The organism is Kitasatospora sp. NPDC001159 (assembly GCF_053598235.1).
Genome location: NZ_JBSFJV010000003.1, coordinates 134,095 through 154,677, shown reverse-complemented (window position 1 = coordinate 154,677; position 20,583 = coordinate 134,095). Strand labels below are relative to the sequence as shown.

Below are 20,583 nucleotides of genomic sequence, written 5' to 3'. Positions count from 1 at the left end.
GACCGGCCCGGGGCGATCCATCGGTCACATGCCTGGCTGCCACCTGAACGAGTGAACCGCCGTGACCTCGCCCCGAACCGGGCCGTTAGCGGGCGCTATTCGGGTGCCCGCTCCGAGGACACCGCCTGGGCGCTCAGCGGCCGTTCCCCGCGATCAGCTCGCGGACGGCGCGGGCGACCGCGTCGGGGTGCTCCATCATGGCCACGTGCCCGGACTCCGGCAGCACCAGCAGCCGGGAGTCCGCGAAGGCCGCGCACGCGCGCCGGGCCGAGCGGTAGGCGACCAGCTTGTCGCGCAGTCCGTACACCAGCAGCACCGGCGCCTCGACCTGCTCCGCCTGCCGCCACAGCGCCTGGTCGCCGCGCTCGGTGTACGCCGAGACGATGCCGCGGGCCGAGCCGATCAGCGCCTGCATGGCGTGCGGCACCTCCAGCCGGCGCCGGTACTCGGCCACCGCCTCGGCCCGGGTGGCCGGACTCAGGCCGGTCGGGTCGCCGTAGACCAGCCGCAGGAGGTCCTCGGCGGCCGCCTCGACGTCGCGCCGGCCCGCGGACAGCCGGCGCAGCAGCGCGGGCACCCCGGGCAGGGCGAGCAGGCCGGTGGGCCAGGCGGAGCGCTGCGGGGGCAGTTCGGGCAGGGCGGGGGAGACCAGGGTGAGGCTGCGGACGAGGTCGGGGCGCAGCGCGGCGAGCCGGACGGCGACGGCGCCGCCGAGCGAGTTGCCGAACAGGTGGACCGGTCCGCGGCCGGAGGCCTCCAGGTAGCCGATGACGGCGCGGACGTGGCCGGAGAGACTGAGGTTGCCGTCGGTGGGCGGGTTGGAGCGGCCGAAGCCGGGCAGGTCGACGGCCTCGCCGTCGACGAGGCCGGACAGGCGGTCCATGAGGGCGGTCCAGTTGGCGGCCGAGCCGCCCAGGCCGTGCACGAAGAGCCCGGGCTCGCGCCCGTCGGCGCCCGCTTCCTCGGCCGGGCGGTGCACCGCGAGCACCGCGCCGGGAACTTCGACCGTACGTACCTGCTGCTCAGCGCTGCTCATGGTGGACGATGGTAGTGAGCCCCGGCCGGGGGCGGTGGAGGGTGGTCCGGCCGCTCCATCCCTTGTCGCACCACTGCCGACGCCGAGGTCAGCGCCGTATTGTGGGCTCCTGACAAGTAGGCCGAGCTGCTTTTCTCGCCTTCGCCGAACGCGGGAGCGGTTACCGAAAAGTAGAATTGCCCCTCTTGCCAGCCCCGAACAACCCCGAAGTGAGGAGCGCCGTGACGGCCATCCAGGAGGCGCAGGAGCGCCCGCGCGGTGCCCGCCTGCCGCGAAGCGCCCGCCGTGAACAACTGCTCGGTGCCGCCCAGGAGGTGTTCGTCGCGCAGGGCTACCACGCGGCCGCCATGGACGACATCGCCGACCGCGCCGGGGTCAGCAAGCCGGTGCTCTACCAGCACTTCCCCGGGAAGCTGGAGCTGTACCTGGCGCTGCTGGACAAGCACTGCGACGCCCTGGTCGAGTCGACCCGCGAGGCGCTGGGGACGACGACCGACAACAAGCTGCGGGTGGCCGCGACGATGGAGGCGTACTTCAACTACGTCTCCAGCGAGTCGGGCGCGTTCCGGCTGGTCTTCGAGTCGGACCTGACCAATGAGCCGGCCGTGCGCGAGCGGGTCGAGCGGGCCTCCGAGGCCAGCGCGACGCTGGTGAGCCAGGTGATCCAGGAGGACACCGACCTGCCGGAGTCGGAGTCCAAGCTGCTGGCCGCCGGGGTCTGCGGTCTGGCGCAGATCACCGCCCGGTACTGGCTGTCGCAGGGGCTGGAGATCCCGCGCGACGAGGCGGTGCGGCTGGTCGCCAGCCTGGCCTGGCGCGGACTGAAGGGCTTCCCGATGCACCCGGGCGAGCAGGCCGGGGAGGCCTCCTCGCAGCGGTGACGATCCGCTGGCCTTCGCCTGGGCGGTGATCCGGTGCTCTATGGTGAAGCCGTACGGCGCGGTCGCCGCGAACACCTGTTCCAGGTGGTCCCGGTGCCCGCGCGTGGAGGCTGCAACCCCGGAGGGACGGAAGCCGTGGAGGTCAAGATCGGCGTGCAGAACGCGCCGCGCGAGATCGTGATCGAGAGCTCGCAGACTGCCGATGAGGTCGAGAGCGCGGTCGCGAAGGCGCTGGAGGGCTCCACGAAGCTCTTCTCGCTGACCGACGAGCACGGCCGTCGCGTCATCGTCCCGGCCGAGCGCCTGGCGTACGTGGAGATCGGCGAGCAGGCCGCCCGCAAGGTCGGTTTCGGCACCCTCTGAGGCGCCGCCCGAGCAGCTCGTTCCGGTGCCCCGTTCCCTCCAGGGAGCGGGGCACCGCTGCGTGTACGGCCGGGTGGGCCTGGGTACGGCGACAAGTGCGGCGCCGGTGCCGCACGCCCGTCCCCCGGGAGGCTGCCTTGCTGGTCGAGTCGATCCTCTTCGCCCTGGTCGGCCTGGTCGCGGGTGCGGCCGCGCTGGTGGGACTGCCCGAGTACTTCCGGGCGCCGCGCCCGCTGGTCGTGGGCACGGCCCTGGCGGCGGCGCTGGTCGGCGGGGCGGTCGCGCACTTCTGCCTGGACGGGCGCTACCCGGTGGTCGCGGTGGCGTTCTCGGCGCTGGCCGCGGGGGTGATCACCTCGCTGCTGGCCCGGCCGGACCTGGCCGCCGGGCGGGCGCCGGCGCACCGGCACCACCCGCACCGGGCCGGTGCCCACCGCGCGCCGCGGCGGCACCGGCCGGTCTGACGGTCGTCAGGAGGCGAGGCCGAGGGCGGCCATCCGCTTGGTGTGGGCCTCGGTGATCCGGTTGAACATCTTGCCGACCTCGACCAGGTCGAAGCCCTGCACCTGGACGCCGCCGACCAGCAGGTTGGACAGCGCGTCGCGCTCGGCGACCACCCGCTGGGCCTGGCTGAGCGCCTCGCCCATCAGGCGCCGGCCCCACAGGGCGAGCCGTCCGCCGGCCCGCGGGTCGGCCTCGATGGCCTGGCGGACCTTGTCGACGGCGAACTGGGCGTGGCCGGTGTCGGACATGACGCCGAGGACCAGGTCGCGGGTGTCGTCGTCCAGCCGGACGGCCACCTCGCGGTAGAAGTCGGTCGCGATGGCGTCGCCGACGTAGGCCTTGACCAGGCCCTCCAGCCAGTCCGAGGGCGCGGTCATCCGGTGGAACAGCTCCAGCGGCTCGACGAAGGGGCGCATGGCCTCCTGCGGGTCGGCGCCGATCTCGGCGAGCCGGTCGTGCAGCCGCTGGTAGTGCTGGAACTCGGCGGAGGCCATCCGGGCCAGGGCCGCCTTGTCGGCGAGGCCCGGCGCCAGCTTGGCGTCCTCGGCGAGCCGCTCGAAGGCGCTCAGTTCGCCGTACGCGAGCGCGCCGAGCAGATCCAGCACCGCCGCGCGGTAGCCCGGCTCGGCCGAGCACGTGGCCCAGTCGCCGATCGAGCCGACCGCGCCGTCCTGCGTCTCACCATGGGTCTCCATGACCTGCCACCTTAGTCCCGCCCGGGCGGGAGCCCCACCACCCGGCGCACCCGGGTGACCGCTCGGAGTGCCCGGTCGCGGGCCGGTCGCCCGGGGCAATGTCAGACGCGTCACGTGTTCGAGTCGTCGCCTGACTGTATGGTGGTACGGAGCCCCGTCGTGCTCGCACGGTGTCACCGCCGTCTCGGTGGCCCGCGCAAGCCCGCTCCGTAGCGGCACCGTCCCCTCGGACGTGTCCGCACCGGAGGCACGGGTACTCACGTACGCGGATGCCCGGTCGGAGAGCCGATCGGCTCCGACCATGGCTTGGACTTCAAGCCTTGGCACCGCATCAGTGGCCGAGCGAGGGCCGCCGAGACCGCGCCCCCCTGGCGCAGGTCCCGCGCAGGTCCCTCACGGGAACCCTCCCCGACGCCGCCGGCGACGCGCCCCGCACCGGGCCGCGCGCACCGGCCGGCCGCAGGGACCGGCGCGGTTGTGCGTCCGCGCAGCTGTATTCGGGGCCGCCCAGGCCCGTACGCAGCCGCGCGGTTGCCCGCCCGCCGCTCGCTCTCGGCCCCTCCGAAAACGGAAGAGGCAGCACCCTGTCCACCACCGCTGAACCCATCAAGACGACGTTCCGGGAACTGGGGATCCTCCCGGAGACCGCCGAGGCACTCGAGTCCGTCGGCATCGTCCATCCCTTCCCGATCCAGGAGATGACCCTCCCGGTCGCGCTGACCGGCCACGACGTCATCGGCCAGGCCAAGACCGGCACCGGCAAGACCCTCGGCTTCGGCCTCCCGCTGATCGAGCGGGCCGTCGTGCGCGCCGACGTGGACGCCGGCCGGGCCACCGAGGAGCAGCTCTCCGACTTCCCGCAGGCGCTGATCGTCGTCCCGACGCGTGAGCTCTGCACCCAGGTCACCAACGACCTGCAGACCGCGGGCAAGGTCCGCAACGTGCGGGTCCTGGCCGTCTACGGCGGCCGGGCATACGAGCCGCAGGTCGAGGCGCTCACCAAGGGCGTCGACATCGTGGTCGGCACCCCGGGCCGCCTGCTGGACCTGGCCGGGCAGAAGAAGCTGAACCTGTCCAAGGTCCGCGCGCTGGTCCTGGACGAGGCCGACGAGATGCTCGACCTCGGCTTCCTGCCGGACGTCGAGAAGATCATCACGATGCTGCCGGCCAAGCGGCAGACCCTGCTGTTCTCGGCCACCATGCCGGGCCAGGTGATCAGCCTCGCCCGTCGGTACATGAGCCAGCCGACCCACATCCGGGCCACCGCCCCGGACGACACCGGCTCGACCGTCGCCAACATCGAGCAGCACATCTTCCGTGCGCACTCGCTGGACAAGGTCGAGATGGTCTCGCGCATCCTGCAGGCCGAGGGCCGCGGGCTGGCGATGATCTTCTGCCGCACCAAGCGCACCGCCGCCGACGTGTCCGACCAGCTCACCCAGCGCGGCTTCGCGGCCGGCGCCGTCCACGGCGACCTCGGCCAGGGCGCCCGCGAGCAGGCGCTGCGGGCCTTCCGCAACGGCAAGGTCGACGTGCTGGTCTGCACCGACGTCGCGGCCCGCGGCATCGACGTCGAGGGCGTCACGCACGTCATCAACTACCAGTGCCCCGAGGACGAGAAGACCTACCTGCACCGGATCGGCCGCACCGGCCGGGCCGGCGCCTCCGGTACGGCCGTCACCCTGGTCGACTGGGACGACATCCCGCGCTGGCAGCTGATCAACAAGGCGCTGGACCTGCCGTTCAACGAGCCGGAGGAGACCTACTCCACCTCGCCGCACCTGTACGAGCTGCTGAAGATCGCGCCCGGCACCAAGGGTGTCCTGCCGCGTTCGGAGCGCACCCGGGCCGGGCTCGGCGCGGAGGAGATCGAGGACCTCGGCGAGACTGGCAGTCGGAACTCCCGCCCCGGTCGCGGCCGCGGCGGGCGGAACGGCTCGGACCGTGCCGCCGTCGAGACCCCGGTCGAGGAGAAGCCGCGCCGTACCCGTGAGCGCCGCCGCACCCGCCGCGGCGCGGCGGTCGGCGCCGAGGGCGAGGTCGCTGCCGCTACCGCTGCCGTGACCGAGGCGGCTCCGGCCGTCGAGGGCGTCGAGGGCGAGGCCGCGCCGCGCCGTCGTCGCCGCCGTTCGCGCGGTGCTGCCGCCGGGGTCGAGGCCGCCGCGGTGGCGACCGAGGCCGTGGCCGAGGCGGCTCCGGTGGTCGAGGCCGCCGTGGCCGTCGCCGAGCCGGTGGCCGAGGAGAAGCCGCGCCGCACCCGGACCCGCAAGCCGAAGGCGGAGGCCGTCGAGGCCGTCGCCGAGGCCGTCGCCGAGGCTGCCGTCGAGGCTCCGGCGGAGAAGAAGCCCGCCACCCGGACCCGGACCCGCAAGCCCAAGGCGGAGGCCGTCGAGGCCGTCGAGGCCGTCGCCGAGGCCGTCGCCGAGGCTGCCGTCGAGGCTCCGGCGGAGAAGAAGCCCGCCACCCGGACCCGGACCCGCAAGCCCAAGGCGGAGGCCGCCGAGGCCGCCGAGGCCGCCGTCGAGGCTCCGGCGGAGGAGAAGCCCGCCACCCGGACCCGGACCCGCAAGCCCAAGGCGGAGGCCGCCGAGGCCGCCGCCGAGGCTCCGGCCGAGGAGAAGCCCGCCACCCGGACCCGGACCCGCAAGCCCAAGGCCGTCGCGGAGACCGCCCCGGAGGCCCCGGCCGCCGAGGCTCCCGCCGAGGTTCCGGCTCCGCGCAAGCGCACCCGCACCCGCAAGGCCGCGGCCACCCCGGAACCCGCCGTGGAGAGCTGACAGCCACAGCCCCGTAGGGGGGGCGGGCCGGGCCGCGGTGGCCCGACTCGCCCCCCTACGGGCGTTCGGGCTCGGGGGAGCGGCATAGGCTCGCTCTGTCGTCTTGTCGCGAGAGGAAAGCTGCCCATGAGTACTCCGCCGTTCCTGACTCTGCCCGGCTGTGCCCGGGCGGAGCGTGTGGTGACCGCGCGCGGGGAGTTCGCGGCACTGCGGGCGGAGCCGGACGGGCCGGTGCGCGGGTCCGCGCTGCTGGTGCCGGGGTTCACGGGCAGCAAGGAGGACTTCATCGGCCTGTTGGAACCGCTGGCGGTCGCCGGGTATCGGGTGACGGCCGTGGACCAGCGGGGCCAGTACGAGACCGGCGGACCGGACGAGGCGGGCGCCTACGGGGTGACGGCGCTGGGCTCGGACGTGCGGGCGCTGACCGAGGTGCTGGCGGCCGAGGGCGGGCCGCTGCACCTGCTGGGGCACTCCTTCGGCGGCCAGGTGGTGCGGGAGGCCGTGCTCGCGGCCGCCGCCGAGGGGCCGCTGCCCTGGCGCTCACTGACCCTGATGGCCACCGGCCCGGGGGCGATCGACCCGGCCGAGGCGGCCCGGACCAAGCTGCTGCTGGACGTCCTGCCGGTCATGACCCTGGAGGAGATCTGGCAGGTCATGCGGCAGATGGACGAGAGCAGCGACGCGCCGAAGCCCGTCCTGGAGCCGGACGTCGCGGAGTTCCTGCACCTCCGTTGGGTGGCCAATGTGCCGCGGGCGCTGGCCGTGACCGGCGGGCACCTGGTGGACGCGCCGGACCGGGTGGACGAGCTGGCCGCGGTGGCCGCCGGGGTGCTGCCGGTACTGGTGCTGTCCGGGGGGCGGGACTACGCCTGGCCGGTGCCGGAGCAGTCCCGGATGGCGGAGCGGCTGGGCGCCCGCCGGGTGGTCGTCGCGGACGCGGGCCACTCCCCCAACGCCGAGCAGCCGGCCGCCACGGCCGAGGCGCTGGCCGCGTTCTGGGTCTGACCGGCCGGGTTCCGGGCCGACGGAGCGGCCCCGACCTAGCCCGCGCGGCACCTCCGCCGGAGTGGTCTGAACCACTTCCGGAACTCCAACCGTCCTCGGCGCGGGACAAAATTCGTTAGTTACGGTAATCTTTGATTCTGTCCGGGAATCATCGCCGGCCCTCACGCGGGTGCCAATCAGTCGAAACCTGGACGTTACGGACGGGCAACGGCCCAGTAGCACCGCCACGGCACCGTGGTTGCACGAGGCATTGGACGCACCAGGCAAGCAGGGGGAGCCCTTGCCGCAGCAGACCGCCGCACGTACGACGCGATCGGTCCGGCCGCACCGCCGGATCCGCAGGACCCCGAACGGGCTGATACCGACTCAGCCGCAATCGCCCCGCCCCGCGGGGCCAGGAAAGGAGACGCCCATGACCAAGCCCATGCGCTTCGAGATCCTCCGACTGGACGACACCGACGGCTCCGCCACCGACCGTCTGATCGCCGACGCCGAGACCGTCCGCGAGTACGTCGAGGCCGCCGCCCGCACCGGCGAGCGCCTGCTCATCCGCCCGTGCCCGACCGTCTGACCAAGCGCGGCGCCTCCGACCGGGAGCCCCCACCCGCCGCCGACGAGCCCGGCGCGTCCGATCCGGACGTTCCGATACCCGACTGACGCCCCGTCACCGCATTCGCCGATGACGGGGCGTCAGTGCGTTCGGGGGTGACCCCGGGGACGTTTGCCACCGCCTGCGACGGGACATGCCCCAACGGGAACCGCCCGCGTCCGCCCACCCCGCGCCGACCGGGCGTCCGCCACCGACAGGTGCCGCCGAGCCGTCCGTACGGGTGATCGTCCTTGACGCGGCGGTCCGGAGGGAGGAGCGTTGTCGGCTATGAGGGGCGAGCCAAGCTGCCCGAGGTGCGCCGGCCGGGTCCGCGCCCCCGGTCTGTTCTCAGACACCTGGCAGTGCGACCGGCACGGAGCCGTGCACCCGATGCAGCCCGTACTGCCCCCGAGCGTGGAAGCCCTGGGCGTGGCCGTCGCCCGCTCACAGGTTCCCGTCTGGCTGCCCTGGCCGCTCCCGGTCGGCTGGCTCTACACCGGCATCGCCCACGTCGGCGACGACGTCTCCGGCGCCCGGGCCACCGCCGTCGCCTGCTCCGGGCCGGCCCCGCTCGGCGGCTTCGGCGAGCTGGTGCTGATCGCCGAGGAGCTGGGCGTAGGGCTCGGCGCCCGCTACGCCGGACTGCCCGGCCCGGACCCGGGCGACTCGGTCGGCCTCTACAAGCCCGCCGACGCCAAGCTGATGGCCGCCGGGCGCCCCACCCCGATGTTCCACGTCCCGGACGCCCCGGCCGACCGCGCGGTGTTCGCCGGCGAGGCCCGCGGGCTCTGGCTCTGGGCGGTCGCCTGGCCCGAGCAGTCCGCCCTGGTGATGTACGACGAGCTGGTGCTCACCGACCTGCGCGAGGCCGGCGCCGAGCTGGACCTGCTGCCCTGCGGAGCCCTCTCCCCCCGGCTGCTCGGCTGACCGGCCCGTTAACGGCCTATCCTGGGCGGCACCCACGAGCCTCCAGGAGTCCGCCCCGTGCGCATCGACCTGCACGCCCACAGCAACGCCTCCGACGGCACCGACAGCCCGGCCGAGCTGGTCGCCGCGGCGGTCGCCGCCGGTCTCGACGTGGTGGCCCTCACCGACCACGACACGGTCGCCGGCCACGCCGAGGCCGCCGAGGCGGTGCACGCGCTGCCGGACGGCGCTCGGCTGACTGTCGTCCCGGGCGCCGAACTGTCCTGCGTGGTGGACGGCATCAGCATGCACCTGCTGGCGTACCTGTTCGACCCGCAGGAGCCGGAGTTCGCACGCGAGCGGGAGCTGGTGCGCACCGACCGGTTCCGGCGCGGGCGGGCGATCGTCGAGCGCTGCCGCGAACTCGGCGCGGACATCAGCTGGGAGCAGGTGCGGCGGATCGCCGGGGCCGGCTCGGTCGGGCGGCCGCACATCGCCAGCGCGCTGGTCGAGGCGGGCGTGGTGGCCACCGTCTCGGACGCCTTCACCCAGGACTGGCTGGCCAACGGCGGCCGGGCGGACGTCCGCAAGCACGAGACCGACCCGGCGGAGGCGGTCCGGCTGGTCCGGGCGGCCGGCGGGGTGCCGGTCTTCGCCCACCCGGGCGCGGTCAAGCGCGGCCGGACGGTCCCGGACCGGGTGATCGCCGACCTCGCGGCGGCCGGGCTGGCCGCGCTTGAGGTCGACCACACCGACCACGACGAGGAGACCAGGCAGCGGCTGCGCGGCCTGGCCGGCGAGCTGGGCCTGCTGGTCACCGGCTCCAGCGACTACCACGGCAGCCGCAAGACCGTCCGGCTCGGCGAGCACACCACCGACCCGGCGGTGTACGAGGCGCTGCTGGCGCAGGCCACCGGCGCCAAGCCGATCGAGCGCTGAGGAGGGGACCCGAGAAGGGACGCTGAGCGGAGCGCCTCGCGGGGCCCGGAGCGGCCGTACCGGCATGCGGGAAGCCTCTGTGCCGCACTCCCGCGTACGGAGGCGCGGCACGGGCGTGCGCTGTGGCCCGCACGCCCCGCCTGAACGGCCGTCAGTCGAGCCGGACGCCGCGCCGGTCCGGGTCGCGCAGGTCGGTGCCCTGGTTCAGCCAGCGCTCCTGGAGCGCGGCCGCGCCGTGCACCCGCTTCCAGCCCGCCTCGTTGGGCGTCATCGGCAGCAGCGGCAGGAAGCGCACCGGCTCGGCGGGCTCGGCCAGTTCGAGGTCCTCGACCAGGCCGCCCGGCTCGGCGGCCAGCACCGAGGTGAAGGGGGCGCCGTCCCAGAGCGGGGCGCCGAGGTCCAGCGAGCCGCCGGGGGCCACCACCAGTCCCTCGACCTGCGGGGTCGCGGCGAAGGTGGCGAGGCTGCGCAGCACGCTGTCGTGCCCGCCGCGCACGGTCAGCACCAGTTCGACGCGCGGCCCGCGCACCTGGTCGGCGACCAGCGCGGTCGGATCGGCCATCGGCGCGGCGGACATCCCGAGCGTGGTGTAGCGGACCAGTCCGTCGGCGTCCGGGCCGAAGCGCAGCACCTCGATCCGGTCGGCGCCGAGGAAGGTGACGGCGGCGCGGCCGCCAGGTTCGCCGAAGGTGGAGATCAACCGGGCCTCGACGGCGGCCAGCACCGCCTCCCGGGAGAGTTCCGGGGAGTTGCCGCCGTGGGGGTCGCCGAAGGACGGGAAGTCGTGGGCCATGCCGGTGAGCGTAACCCGCCGGGGTGCGCGGGCTTCGTGCGGGCGGTGCGGCCGGCCGGGGCGTCAAGGGCCCGCAAAGGGATGGGAAACCCCTCGGCGCCGATGCCCGGTCAGATGTTAGGGTGAGCGACTGGCCACCGGGATCGCTCGTCCCGGGGCGGCGGCGCGAAGGAGGTGGTTGCGGTGGATACCGGCCGGCCATGCAGTACCGGCAGCTCTGCCCGGCCCCGACTTCCCCGCACCCCTCGCCTCGCAGGCCCTACCGGCTGATCCAGCCGTAGTGGCCCCGGGCGCGGATCGACGGCGGACGGACCGGCCGGGAGAGCACCCTCATCCCCTTCACCGGTGTTCCTCGCCGTCGCACCATGGCCCTGCTTCCCGCGTTCTCCGTGCCGCCGTGCGACGGCTCCTGCCCCAGGGAGCCTGCCATGTCGATGATCAACAGCCTGCGCGCCGCCGTCCGCACCAACCGCCGTCGGGGCGTCACCGGTCCGTACGACGCCGTGCCGGAAGGCGGCAGCTCGGCGGTCGTGGACTGCGCGGTCTACCAGCACGGCCGGCGCAGCGGTGAGGCCTGCAGCCCGCACGACGCCGCCCGGCGGGTCAAGGCGGCGCGCCAACTCCCGGACAGCTCGGGGTCGTTCAGCTGGATCGGGCTGCACGAGCCGACCGAGGACGAGTTCGAGGGCATCGCGCAGCGCTTCGGCCTGCACCCGCTCGCGGTGGAGGACGCGGTGCACGCGCACCAGCGGCCCAAGGTGGAGCGCTACGACGACGTGCTGTTCGCCGTCTTCAAGACCATCCGCTACGTCGAGCACGACCAGCTCACGCCGACCAGCGAGGTGGTGGAGACCGGCGAGCTGATGGTGTTCGCCGGGCGGGACTTCGTGATCACGGTCCGGCACGGCGGCCACGGTTCGCTGCAGGAGCTGCGGCACCGGCTGGAGGCGGACGCGGACGAGTCCGGGCTGCTGGCCAAGGGCCCGTCCGCGGTGCTGCACGCGATCGCCGACCACGTGGTGGACAACTACCTGCTGGTCGCCGAGCGGCTGCAGAACGACGTGGACGAGATCGAGTACGGCGTCTTCTCGGCCAGGGGCGCGCGCAGCACCGATGTCGGCCGGGTCTACCAACTCAAGCGCGAGGTGCTGGAGTTCAAGCGTGCGGTGGTGCCGCTGCTGCGTCCGATGCAGCAGTTGTCGGAGCCGTCGCAGGGGCTGGTGGACCCGGACATCCAGAAGTACTTCCGGGACGTCGCGGACCACCTGGCCCGGGTCACCGAGCAGGTGCACGGTTTCGACGAGCTGCTGAACTCGCTGTTGCAGGCAAGCCTGGCGCAGGTGTCGGTGGCGCAGAACGAGGACATGCGCAAGATCACCGCCTGGGCGGCGATCTTCGCGGTGCCCACCATGATCACCGGCGTGTATGGGATGAACTTCGACTACATGCCGGAGCTGCACAACCCGTACGGCTATCCGGCGGTGCTCGGCGCGGTCACGTTGATCTGCGTCGGGATGTACCGGGGCTTCCGTCGCAACGGCTGGCTGTAGCCCCGGCTCAGGGCCGCCGCCCACCGCGGGCGACCAGGACCAGGCCGAGCAGGATCAGCACCACCGCCGGGTAGGCGGCCGCCGGGGGCCACTGGCCGAGCCAGAGGGCGGCGATCAGGGTCGCGCCCGGGGTCTCCAGCAGGATCGCGGTGGAAGTGATCGAGGGGCCGAGGTTGCGCACCACCCGGTTGCTGAGCGAGTGCCCGAGCAGCTGGGCGACGACCATCAGCAGCACGATCTGCCACCAGGCCCCGGCCGACCAGCCGGACAGGGGCGTCCCGGTGGCCAGGCAGATCACGAGCAGGCCGACCGCGGTGGTGGCGTAGCAGATCAGGGTGTAGCCGGTGGTGCTGACGGTCTTGCGGACCTCGGCGCCGAGCAGCATGTACCCGGCCGCGGCGAGGCCGGCGGCGAGGGCGAGGGCGTCGCCGAGCAGGGCGCGCGGGGAGAGTGAGAGGTCGACGCCGGTCAGGACGAGGACGCCGGCGAAGGCGACGACCGTGCCGAGCCAGACCGTGCGCGGGGCGCGGACGCCGAACAGCCGCATCAACAGGATGGTCCACAGCGGGGTGGTGGTGACCAGGGCGGTGGCGGAGGCCACCGAGGTCATCCGCAGGCTGGGCATCCAGAGGGCGAAGTGCACGGCGAGCAGGGCGCCAGCGGCGATCGCGAGCAGCAGTGCCCGGCGGCCGATGCCGCGCAGTTCGGCACGGTGGCGCAGCAGGGCGTAGGGGCCGAGGACGCCGACGGACATGACGTTGCGCCAGAGGGCGATGGCCAGCGCGGGTGCGGCGGTGGCGCTGATCAGCGGTCCGGAGAACGAGATGCCGCCGATGGAGACGGCGAGCAGCAGCAGGTCGAGGGCGGGGAGCGGGTGCGCGGGCCGGGGGTCGTCGGCGGCGGGGGTGGCAGGGGCGGTCGCGGGCCGGGCGGCGGGCACGGCGCTCCTTCGCTGGTCATGGTGTGGGGCGCTCATACGGTAAGGCCCGTGGTGCGCGAATGGAACTGTCGCCCGGAGGCTGAGACATCCGGTGGACAGAAAGGGACGGGAAGCACGGCGAAGGCGGGGAACCCGTACGCTGTCGGCCATGGACCGTACGCCCGCCGCCGCGACCGCCGACGACTTCCTCGACCAGGCCCTGATGGAGGAGGCCGCGAAGAAGTCCGGTCTGCTCTGGGTGCGCGCGGACGGCCAGGAGCAGGCCCGGCCGCTGTGGCACGCCTGGCACGACGGCGCGGTGGTGGTGGTCGGCGACGGCGGCGAGCAGCCGCTGCACGGTCTGACGCCGGGCGCCGCGGCCGTGGTCACGGTGCGCAGCAAGGACAAGGGCGGCCGACTGGCCGGCTGGGGCGCCAGGGTGGTGGAGCTGGTGCCGGGCAGCGAGGCCTGGCGGGGCGCCGTGGAGGAGCTCAAGGGCAAGCGGCTGAACGCGCCCGACACCGACGCCATCACCGAGCGCTGGGCCCGCGAGTGCCGGGTGCTGCGGCTGGAGCCGGCCGGCACGCTGACCGAGCGCCCGGGGGCGATGCCGGACGGCTCGCACGCGGCCCAGCCGATGCCGACCCCGGCCACCACCCGCCGCCCGATCCCTGCCGGTCTGCCCAGACTGCTGTTCAAGCGCCGCTGACGGTTCATGTCCACGACTCCTGCGGCCGCTACCGTGCCACTCCGAGCCGGGCCCCGAGCACACGGGTAGCCTTGGCGGCGGGTGTGCTCGGCGCACCCTCCCCACGGCGTCGAGCGATCGGAGGGAGTCCATGGCAGGGCCAGGCGCCCGGGTCTTCATCTCCCATCTCTCGGCCATCGCGGTCTTCGACCCGAACGGCGACCAGGTCGGGCGGGTCCGGGACGTGGTGGTCTCGCTGCGGCTCGGCGGCCGCCCGCCGCGGGTGCTCGGTCTGGTGGTCGAGGTCGTCGGCCGGCGCCGGATCTTCCTGCCGATGACCCGGGTGACCAGCCTGGAGTCCGGCCAGGTGCTCACCACCGGCCTGATCAACCTGCGGCGCTTCGAGCAGCGCCCGTCCGAGACCCTGGTGCTCGCCGAGCTGCTGGACCGCACCGTCACCTGGTCCAAGACCGGTGAGGAGGTCACCGTGCTGGACGTCGGCATGGTGCAGACCCGGTTGCGCGAGTGGGAGATCAGCAAGGTCTTCGTCCAGGTCGGCCGGGCCGGCCGGCTGCGCAAGGGCAAGGGCGAGCGGCTCACCCTGGACTGGCAGGACGTCACCGGCTTCACGCTGCCCGAGCAGGACCAGGGCGCGGCCAACCTGCTGGCCACCTTCGAGCAGCTGCGCCCGGCCGACCTCGCCAGCGTGATGCACCACCTGTCCGCGAAGCGCCGCGCCGAGGTGGCCGCCGCACTGCCGGACGACCGGCTCGCGGACGTCATGGAGGAGCTGCCCGAGGACGACCAGGTCGAGATCATCGGCAAGCTGAAGGACGAGCGCGCCGCCGACGTCCTGGAGGCGATGGACCCGGACGACGCCGCCGACCTGCTCTCCGAACTGCCCGGCGACGAGGCGGAGCGGCTGCTCCAGCTGATGGAGCCGGAGGAGGCCGCGCCGGTGCGCCGCCTGCTGTCCTACGAGGAGGACACCGCCGGTGGTCTGATGACCACCGAGCCAATCGTGCTGGAGCCGGACGCGACGGTCGCCGAGGCGCTGGCCCGGATCCGGGTCAGCGACCACAAGCCCGCGCTGGCCGCGCAGATCTTCGTCTGCCGCCCGCCGAACGAGACCCCGACCGGCCGCTACCTGGGCACCGTGCACTTCCAGCGGCTGCTGCGCGAGCCCCCGTACGTCCTGGTCGGCTCGCTGGTGGACGACGACCTGGACCCGCTGCCACCGGACACCCCGCTGTCGCTGGTCACCAGCTACCTGGCGACCTACAACCTGGTGGCCGCGCCGGTGGTGGACGAGGCGGACCACATGCTGGGCGCGGTGACCGTCGACGACGTGCTCGACCACCTGCTGCCCGAGGACTGGCGCGACGCCGCGCTGCACGCCCGCGACGACGAGAGCGAGGAGATGGCCGGTGGACGGTGAGCGCAACGGACGGCCGGACGACTCCGCGCGCCGGCGCCTGGTGGGTGAACTGCGGGAGCTACGCCGGCTGCGCGAGCTGCGCACCCGCGAGGGCGGCCGGGACCGCCTGGAGACCGCCCCGATCACCGGTTCCAGCCGCACCCGGCTCGACCAGCCGCGCACCGCCCGGCCCGGCCTGCTCACGCTGCCGTCCTACGACCCCGAGGCCTTCGGTGTGCTGTCGGAGCGGATCGCCCGCTTCCTCGGCACCGGGCGGTTCATCGTCTGGATGACGGTGGTGGTCGTCATCTGGATAGGGTGGAACACCCTGCTGCCGACCAGCGCGCGCTTCGACGAGTACCCGTTCATCTTCCTGACCCTGGCGCTGTCGCTGCAGGCCTCCTACGCGGCGCCGCTGATCCTGCTGGCGCAGAACCGCCAGGACAACCGGGACCGGGTCAACATGGAGCAGGACCGGGCCCGCAGCGACCGCAACATCGCCGACACCGAGTACCTGACCCGCGAGGTCGCCGCGCTGCGGCACGGGCTCGGCGAGGTCGCCACCCGTGACTTCATCCGCTCCGAGCTCCAGTCGCTGCTCAAGGAGATGGACGAACGCCGGAACCCCTCCGGGACGTTGTGACCGGCAGCACGCTACCGACCGGTTAAGCAGTTCGCCCGGAGCCGTACCATCAAGACATGGCCAACGAGACAGAGGTCGCGGGCGGCGTCACGGAGGAGTCCGTACGCGAGGCACTGGCGACCGTCAACGACCCGGAGATCAACCGCCCGATCACCGAGATCGGCATGGTGAAATCGGTCGAGATCGCCGAGGGCGGCGCGGTGCGCGTCGCGGTCTACCTGACCGTCTCCGGCTGTCCGATGCGCGACACCATCGTCACCCGGGTCCGCGAGGCGGTCGGCAGGGTGCCCGGCGTGACCGGCGTCGAGGTCGAGCTCGACGTGATGAGCGACGAGCAGCGCAAGGAGCTCTCCCAGCTGCTGCGCGGCGGCGCCCCCGAGCGGGAGATCCCGTTCGCCAAGCCGGGCACGCTGACTCGTGTCTACGCCGTCGCCTCCGGCAAGGGCGGCGTCGGCAAGTCCTCGGTGACGGTCAACCTGGCCGCCGCGATGGCCGCGGACGGCCTGAAGGTCGCCGTGGTGGACGCCGACATCTACGGCCACAGCGTGCCGCGCATGCTGGGTGTCGAGGGTCGGCCGACCCAGGTCCAGGACATGATCATGCCGCCGCAGGCGAACGGTGTGAAGGTCATCTCGATCGGCATGTTCACCCCGGGCAACGCCCCGGTGGTCTGGCGCGGCCCGATGCTGCACCGCGCGCTGCAGCAGTTCCTCGCCGACGTGTGGTGGGGCGACCTGGACGTGCTGCTGCTGGACCTGCCGCCCGGCACCGGCGACATCGCGATCTCGGTGGCCCAGCTGGTCCCCAACGCGGAGATCCTGATCGTCACCACCCCGCAGATGGCCGCCGCCGAGGTGGCCGAGCGGGCTGGCACCATCGCGGTGCAGACCCACCAGAAGATCGTCGGCGTGATCGAGAACATGTCCGGCATGCCGTGCCCGCACTGCGACGAGATGATCGACGTCTTCGGCACCGGCGGCGGCCAGACCGTCGCGGACGCGCTCACCCGCACCGTCGGCGCGACCGTCCCGGTCCTCGGCTCGATCCCGATCGACGTCCGGCTGCGCGAGGGCGGCGACGACGGCCGCCCGGTCGTGCTCGCCGCCCCCGACTCCCCGGCGGGCGCCGCCCTGCGCGCCGTGGCCGGCAAGCTCGGCGGCCGCCAGCGCGGCCTGTCGGGCATGTCCCTCGGACTGACGCCCAAGAACAAGTTCTGACATCGGCGGACCGAACGGGCCGGGTGCGCTCGCACCCGGCCCGTTCGCATGCCCGCGGACGGCGACGACCCGTCAACCGCCCTGGCACCGTGGCCGCTTGTGATCCTCAGCGAGATCCTCAGTGACGGCGACCACGACTTCCCGCCGCTCGTCAACCACCTCGTGGTGACATTGGTCGGGCTGCTGCCGCCGTGCTACGGCCCAGCACCGCGGACCGTGTTCCTCGCCGACTGACCCGCCCCTCGCGGGCCCTACGGGCGGGCGTAGGCGCTCAGGTCGGGGACGGTGGCGAAGCCGACGCCGTAGGCGCTGACGCCGCGGCCGAAGGCGCCGAGCAGGACGCCGGGGGCCTCGCCCGCGAGCACCCAGCCGTACTCCGACTCGCGGTAGCGGAAGGGCTGCGGCAGGCCGTTGACCGGCAGGCTGAGGGTGGACCAGCCGGGCCCGGCCAGGTCGTCGGCGAGGTCCCAGGCCAGGGCGCTCTGCTGGTCCAGCCAGTCCTGGCGCAGCGTCCGGTCCAGCTGGCCGGGCCAGGTCGCCGCGAGCAGGCCGGAGCCGGCCAGCCAGGCGGCGGAGGCGGCGGAGGTCGCCTCCAGGATGCCGGTGTTGTCGGCGCTGCGGCGGCTGTCCCGGCGGGCCACGGTGACCACCACGGCGAACTTGCGCATGTCACGCGGCTCGTACTGCCTGGCCAGCTCGTCGCCGTGGCCGAGGGTGCCGTAGTCGACGCCGCCGGCCGCCGCCCCGGCGCGGGGGGCGCCGGCGCCCGCCTGCATCAGGAAGCGGCGGCCGGTCCAGCCGTCGTCCAGGCCGTACCAGGCGAAGTCGGCGGACAGGTAGGGCACCAGCGGGTCCGCCGGGCCGGCCTGCCCGCCGACAACCGGGCCGCCGGCCGTGGCCGTCGCCCCTCCCACCTGACTCGTCGCGTCCATCCCCGGGCCTCCTCAAAACGCACGTATGCCTGCCGTGGCGCGCTCCCATGGTGGCGCACCTCGGCGTTCCCGGGCCGTTCCTGGTCCGCGCAAGCGCGGATGTGACGGACGGCTCAGCGGGAACAATCAGCACAATAGCGGCGTAGACGCCGCTGCCCCGCTCAGCCGGGCGGCCGGGCGGAGCGGTGGCGTCGAGTTCCGGCCGAAGGCCGCAGGGCCTGTCCGGTGGGTTCTGCCGGACCCGCCGAGGACCCGCCGGACAGGCCCTACGTCGCGTCGGGGTCGAACGGGGGCCGCTCGCCGGGCTGCAGCGGGGCACCGGTGGAGGCGGCCGCCGGGGCGGCCTTCTCGAAACCCACGCTGCCCTCCCGGCCGTTCACCGGCCCCGCGGGCTTGTCGTCCAGGACGGAGCGGATGTCGAGCGAGTCCTTCATGTCCTTGAAGCCCAGCGGGTCCTCCTCGCCGCCCATGAGCTGCTTGCGGACGAAGGTCTTGGGGTTGAGGTCCTCGAACTCGAAGTCCTTGAACTCGGGACCCAGCTCGCTGCGGATGTCCTCCTTCGCGTTGTCGGCGAAGGAGCGGACCTTGCGGATGAAGCCCATGGTGTCCTGAATCAGCTTCGGGAGCTTGTCGGGGCCGAAGATGATGATCGCCATCACGATCAGGGTCAGGATCTCCAGCCCGCCTACGTCGCTGAACACCTTTGCTCCCTAGCTCGCCGGACGACGGTTCCTCCAGGGTAATGGCCACGGCGAGTCCGTGGTCCACGCTGCGATGAAGCCGTGGTGAAGACCAGCCGGTGGCCGGGCCCGAAGGCGGGGTGTTCGCTAGCGGACCTGCTGGCGAAGGGCCGCGATGGTGCCCGGGTAGCGCTCCGGTGAGGAGGACGGGCTCGCCCCGCGGGTGGCGGCGGCCGGGCGGCCCGGGAAGTCCACCTGGATCTGCGCGGTCATCGGGACCAGGCCGCTGCGGCCGGTGGTGCCGTTGCCGCCGATCGGGCTGACCGTGGTGCCGTGCTGGTCCTCGCCCGGGGTGAGCCCGCCGACGCCGCCGAGCGTCACCGCGGCGACCGAGAAGGCGCCCGCGGCGGCGAACACCAGGCGGCGCCCGCGCGCGGGGGGGCGGACGGCGGCCGCGGCCGGCTGCGGCCGGGCGGCGGTGCGGTCGGCGGACTCCGGACGGCCGGTGCGCCGGCCCATCAGGGGTCGCAGCACCGAGCCGCGGCCGAAGGCGCGCGGGTCGACCCCGGGTAGCGGGGTGTCGGCGCCGAGCGCGCCCGCGCCGAAGGAGGCGCCGGCCCCGCGACCGAAGGAGCCGCCGGTGAGCCGGCTGCCGCCGAGCGTGCCGGTGGCGGCGACCCCGCCGCCGGGCAGGTCGTCGTCGTCGCGTCGGCCGGGGTCGCCCGGCCAGCCACCGTCCGCCGGGGCGCCCTCCGGCAGGTTGCCGACGGCCATCAGCCGGGCCATCAGCGAGGTGGACGGGCCGGGGGTGTCGGTGCGGGTCAGCAGGTGCTTGACGGCGCGGCCCTCGTCGGCCTCGGCCTTGCACTGCGGACAGGTGGCCAGATGGGCCTGGACCCGCTCGCGCGAGTCGTGCCCGAGCTCGCCGTCCAGGAAGGCGGACAGGCGGTCGCCCAGGTGGTGTTCCTCGGCGACGGGCTCCACGGGGCGTACCGGCACCGCGCGCAGCGCCGTGTCGCCCGGCAACGGGACGGCGGGCAGCAGCGGCTCACCGGGGTCGTCACCACCCCGGCGGCCCAGCGCCCAGCTCCGCCAGGTCTGGGACCGGTCGGACGCCTCCGACCGTTCCGGACCGGACCGGCTGGTTCCGCTCACGATCGCCTCCGTCCGCGCCCACCCGGCGCAGCCGCGGCCTCGGCGGCGACGGCGCCCACCGGCACCGGCTCCTCCGAGCCGCCACGGCGCTCACGGCCGGGGACCTGGCCGGGGGCGCGGTGCTTGAGCGCGGCGCGCAGGTGCGAGCGGCCGCGGTGGATGCGGCTGCGGACGGTGCCGAGCTTGACGCCCAGCGTGGCGGCGATCTCCTCGTAGGACAGACCCTCGATGTCGCAGAGCACCACGGCGGCGCGGAACTCCGGGGCGAGGGTGTCCAGGGCGTGCTGCACGTCGGCGTCGAAGTGGGTGTCGCTGAAGTGCTGGGCCGGGCTGGGCTCGCGGGAGGCGAGCCGCTCGGCCGCGTCCTCGCCGAGCGCGTCGAAGCGGATGCGCTGGCGGCGGCGGACCATGTCCAGGAACAGGTTGGTGGTGATCCGGTGCAGCCAGCCCTCGAACGTGCCGGGGGTGTAGGTCGACAGCGAACGGAACACCCGGACGAAGACCTCCTGGGTGAGGTCCTCGGCGTCGTGCTGGTTGCCCGTCAGCCGGTACGCGAGGCGGTAGACGCGGGCGCTGTGCGCCTCGACGATCTCCTCCCACGTCGGCGGAGTCCAGCTCTGCGCGTCGGGGCCCTCGGCGAAGGTCGCGAGGGCGGGGGCCACGGTGGTACCGACGGCCGGCGTCTCGGCGGCGGCGGGGTCCAGGTCGGAGTGCGCAGGCTGGTTCATCACGGGCTTCGGCGTACGGGCCGACGCGGTGCCGCGGGAGTGCCGCCGCACAGGGACGTCGCCCTCGGCCACACCTCCTCGGTCGGCTCTTCTGCCCAGCAGGGCCACCACCATATCCACCTCACCCGTCAAGCCCGGATAAAAGTGCCCGGGAGGTCTCCCGCAC

At 73.9% G+C, this 20,583-nt stretch carries 22 protein-coding genes; 14 read left to right on the top strand and 8 right to left on the bottom strand.

Annotated features, from left to right (window positions below; translation table 11 throughout):
• Positions 1-133: 133 nt before the first annotated feature.
• Positions 134-1,036 (bottom strand): alpha/beta fold hydrolase, encoded by a 903-nt coding sequence (locus tag ACWC9T_RS03215; RefSeq protein ID WP_449819313.1) that lies wholly within the window; start codon positions 1,034-1,036, stop codon positions 134-136.
• Positions 1,037-1,257: 221 nt separating this feature from the next.
• Between ACWC9T_RS03215 and ACWC9T_RS03210 the strand changes: the two genes are divergently transcribed.
• The 3 genes from ACWC9T_RS03210 (at position 1,258) to ACWC9T_RS03200 (ending at position 2,744) form a co-directional block, all read left to right on the top strand.
• Positions 1,258-1,917 carry a TetR/AcrR family transcriptional regulator gene (locus ACWC9T_RS03210; RefSeq protein WP_449819312.1) on the top strand — a complete coding sequence of 220 codons (660 nt, stop codon included), beginning with the start codon at positions 1,258-1,260 and terminating at the stop codon, positions 1,915-1,917.
• Between the two features lie 135 nt (positions 1,918-2,052).
• Positions 2,053-2,280: a DUF3107 domain-containing protein gene (locus tag ACWC9T_RS03205; RefSeq protein ID WP_270144341.1), complete on the top strand. Its 228-nt coding sequence runs from the start codon at positions 2,053-2,055 to the stop codon at positions 2,278-2,280.
• Between the two features lie 137 nt (positions 2,281-2,417).
• Positions 2,418-2,744, top strand: a complete 327-nt coding sequence (locus ACWC9T_RS03200; protein WP_449819311.1) for a hypothetical protein — start codon at positions 2,418-2,420, stop codon at positions 2,742-2,744.
• 6 nt (positions 2,745-2,750) lie between these two features.
• Here the strand turns inward: ACWC9T_RS03200 and ACWC9T_RS03195 are convergent, their stop codons facing one another.
• The gene (locus ACWC9T_RS03195) at positions 2,751-3,479 is read right to left on the bottom strand and encodes a ferritin-like fold-containing protein (RefSeq protein ID WP_449819310.1); all 729 of its coding nucleotides are present in this window, start codon (positions 3,477-3,479) and stop codon (positions 2,751-2,753) included.
• A gap of 698 nt (positions 3,480-4,177) precedes the next feature.
• Here ACWC9T_RS03195 and ACWC9T_RS03190 point away from each other — a divergent pair.
• The 5 genes from ACWC9T_RS03190 (at position 4,178) to ACWC9T_RS03170 (ending at position 9,695) form a co-directional block, all read left to right on the top strand.
• Positions 4,178-6,256 (top strand): DEAD/DEAH box helicase, encoded by a 2,079-nt coding sequence (locus ACWC9T_RS03190; protein ID WP_449819309.1) that lies wholly within the window; start codon positions 4,178-4,180, stop codon positions 6,254-6,256.
• 126 nt (positions 6,257-6,382) lie between these two features.
• Positions 6,383-7,261 carry an alpha/beta fold hydrolase gene (locus ACWC9T_RS03185; RefSeq protein ID WP_449819308.1) on the top strand — a complete coding sequence of 293 codons (879 nt, stop codon included), beginning with the start codon at positions 6,383-6,385 and terminating at the stop codon, positions 7,259-7,261.
• A gap of 412 nt (positions 7,262-7,673) precedes the next feature.
• Positions 7,674-7,832, top strand: a complete 159-nt coding sequence (locus ACWC9T_RS03180) for a hypothetical protein (protein ID WP_380615731.1) — start codon at positions 7,674-7,676, stop codon at positions 7,830-7,832.
• 306 nt (positions 7,833-8,138) lie between these two features.
• On the top strand, positions 8,139-8,777 hold the full coding sequence (locus ACWC9T_RS03175) for a DUF6758 family protein (RefSeq protein ID WP_359903520.1): 639 nt from the start codon (positions 8,139-8,141) through the stop codon (positions 8,775-8,777).
• 57 nt (positions 8,778-8,834) lie between these two features.
• Positions 8,835-9,695 (top strand): PHP domain-containing protein, encoded by an 861-nt coding sequence (locus ACWC9T_RS03170; protein WP_449819307.1) that lies wholly within the window; start codon positions 8,835-8,837, stop codon positions 9,693-9,695.
• A gap of 151 nt (positions 9,696-9,846) precedes the next feature.
• Here the strand turns inward: ACWC9T_RS03170 and ACWC9T_RS03165 are convergent, their stop codons facing one another.
• Positions 9,847-10,488, bottom strand: coding sequence for a suppressor of fused domain protein (locus ACWC9T_RS03165; protein WP_355672500.1), 642 nt, complete (start codon positions 10,486-10,488; stop codon positions 9,847-9,849).
• Positions 10,489-10,916: 428 nt separating this feature from the next.
• Between ACWC9T_RS03165 and corA the strand changes: the two genes are divergently transcribed.
• Positions 10,917-12,038, top strand: coding sequence for a magnesium/cobalt transporter CorA (gene corA, locus ACWC9T_RS03160; protein WP_449819306.1), 1,122 nt, complete (start codon positions 10,917-10,919; stop codon positions 12,036-12,038).
• 7 nt (positions 12,039-12,045) lie between these two features.
• Here the strand turns inward: corA and ACWC9T_RS03155 are convergent, their stop codons facing one another.
• Positions 12,046-13,014, bottom strand: a complete 969-nt coding sequence (locus tag ACWC9T_RS03155) for a DMT family transporter (protein ID WP_449819305.1) — start codon at positions 13,012-13,014, stop codon at positions 12,046-12,048.
• Positions 13,015-13,126: 112 nt separating this feature from the next.
• Here ACWC9T_RS03155 and ACWC9T_RS03150 point away from each other — a divergent pair, with 112 nt between their 5' ends.
• From ACWC9T_RS03150 to ACWC9T_RS03130, 5 genes are all read left to right on the top strand, one after another.
• On the top strand, positions 13,127-13,666 hold the full coding sequence (locus tag ACWC9T_RS03150; RefSeq protein ID WP_449819304.1) for a hypothetical protein: 540 nt from the start codon (positions 13,127-13,129) through the stop codon (positions 13,664-13,666).
• Between the two features lie 130 nt (positions 13,667-13,796).
• Positions 13,797-15,083, top strand: a complete 1,287-nt coding sequence (locus tag ACWC9T_RS03145) for a magnesium transporter MgtE N-terminal domain-containing protein (protein ID WP_449819303.1) — start codon at positions 13,797-13,799, stop codon at positions 15,081-15,083.
• A gap of 76 nt (positions 15,084-15,159) precedes the next feature.
• Positions 15,160-15,705, top strand: coding sequence for a DUF1003 domain-containing protein (locus ACWC9T_RS03140; protein WP_449819351.1), 546 nt, complete (start codon positions 15,160-15,162; stop codon positions 15,703-15,705).
• A gap of 56 nt (positions 15,706-15,761) precedes the next feature.
• The gene (locus ACWC9T_RS03135) at positions 15,762-16,922 is read left to right on the top strand and encodes an Mrp/NBP35 family ATP-binding protein (RefSeq protein WP_449819302.1); all 1,161 of its coding nucleotides are present in this window, start codon (positions 15,762-15,764) and stop codon (positions 16,920-16,922) included.
• Positions 16,923-17,021: 99 nt separating this feature from the next.
• A complete protein-coding gene (locus ACWC9T_RS03130) occupies positions 17,022-17,156 on the top strand; it encodes a hypothetical protein (RefSeq protein ID WP_449819301.1) in 135 nt (44 codons plus the stop codon).
• A 17-nt stretch (positions 17,157-17,173) separates the two neighbouring features.
• Here ACWC9T_RS03130 and ACWC9T_RS03125 read toward each other — a convergent pair whose 3' ends face one another.
• The 4 genes from ACWC9T_RS03125 to sigE all read right to left on the bottom strand — a co-directional run bounded on the left by ACWC9T_RS03125 (position 17,174) and on the right by sigE (position 20,531).
• Complete coding sequence (locus ACWC9T_RS03125; protein ID WP_449819300.1) at positions 17,174-17,854, bottom strand: hypothetical protein; 681 nt, start codon at positions 17,852-17,854, stop codon at positions 17,174-17,176.
• Between the two features lie 266 nt (positions 17,855-18,120).
• A complete protein-coding gene (locus ACWC9T_RS03120; RefSeq protein ID WP_449819299.1) occupies positions 18,121-18,555 on the bottom strand; it encodes a sec-independent translocase in 435 nt (144 codons plus the stop codon).
• 126 nt (positions 18,556-18,681) lie between these two features.
• Positions 18,682-19,689: an anti-sigma factor family protein gene (locus ACWC9T_RS03115; protein ID WP_449819298.1), complete on the bottom strand. Its 1,008-nt coding sequence runs from the start codon at positions 19,687-19,689 to the stop codon at positions 18,682-18,684.
• Positions 19,686-20,531 carry an RNA polymerase sigma factor SigE gene (sigE, locus tag ACWC9T_RS03110; RefSeq protein ID WP_449819297.1) on the bottom strand — a complete coding sequence of 282 codons (846 nt, stop codon included), beginning with the start codon at positions 20,529-20,531 and terminating at the stop codon, positions 19,686-19,688. Before sigE ends, ACWC9T_RS03115 begins: the two co-directional genes overlap by 4 nt.
• Between the last annotated feature and the right edge of the window lie 52 nt (positions 20,532-20,583).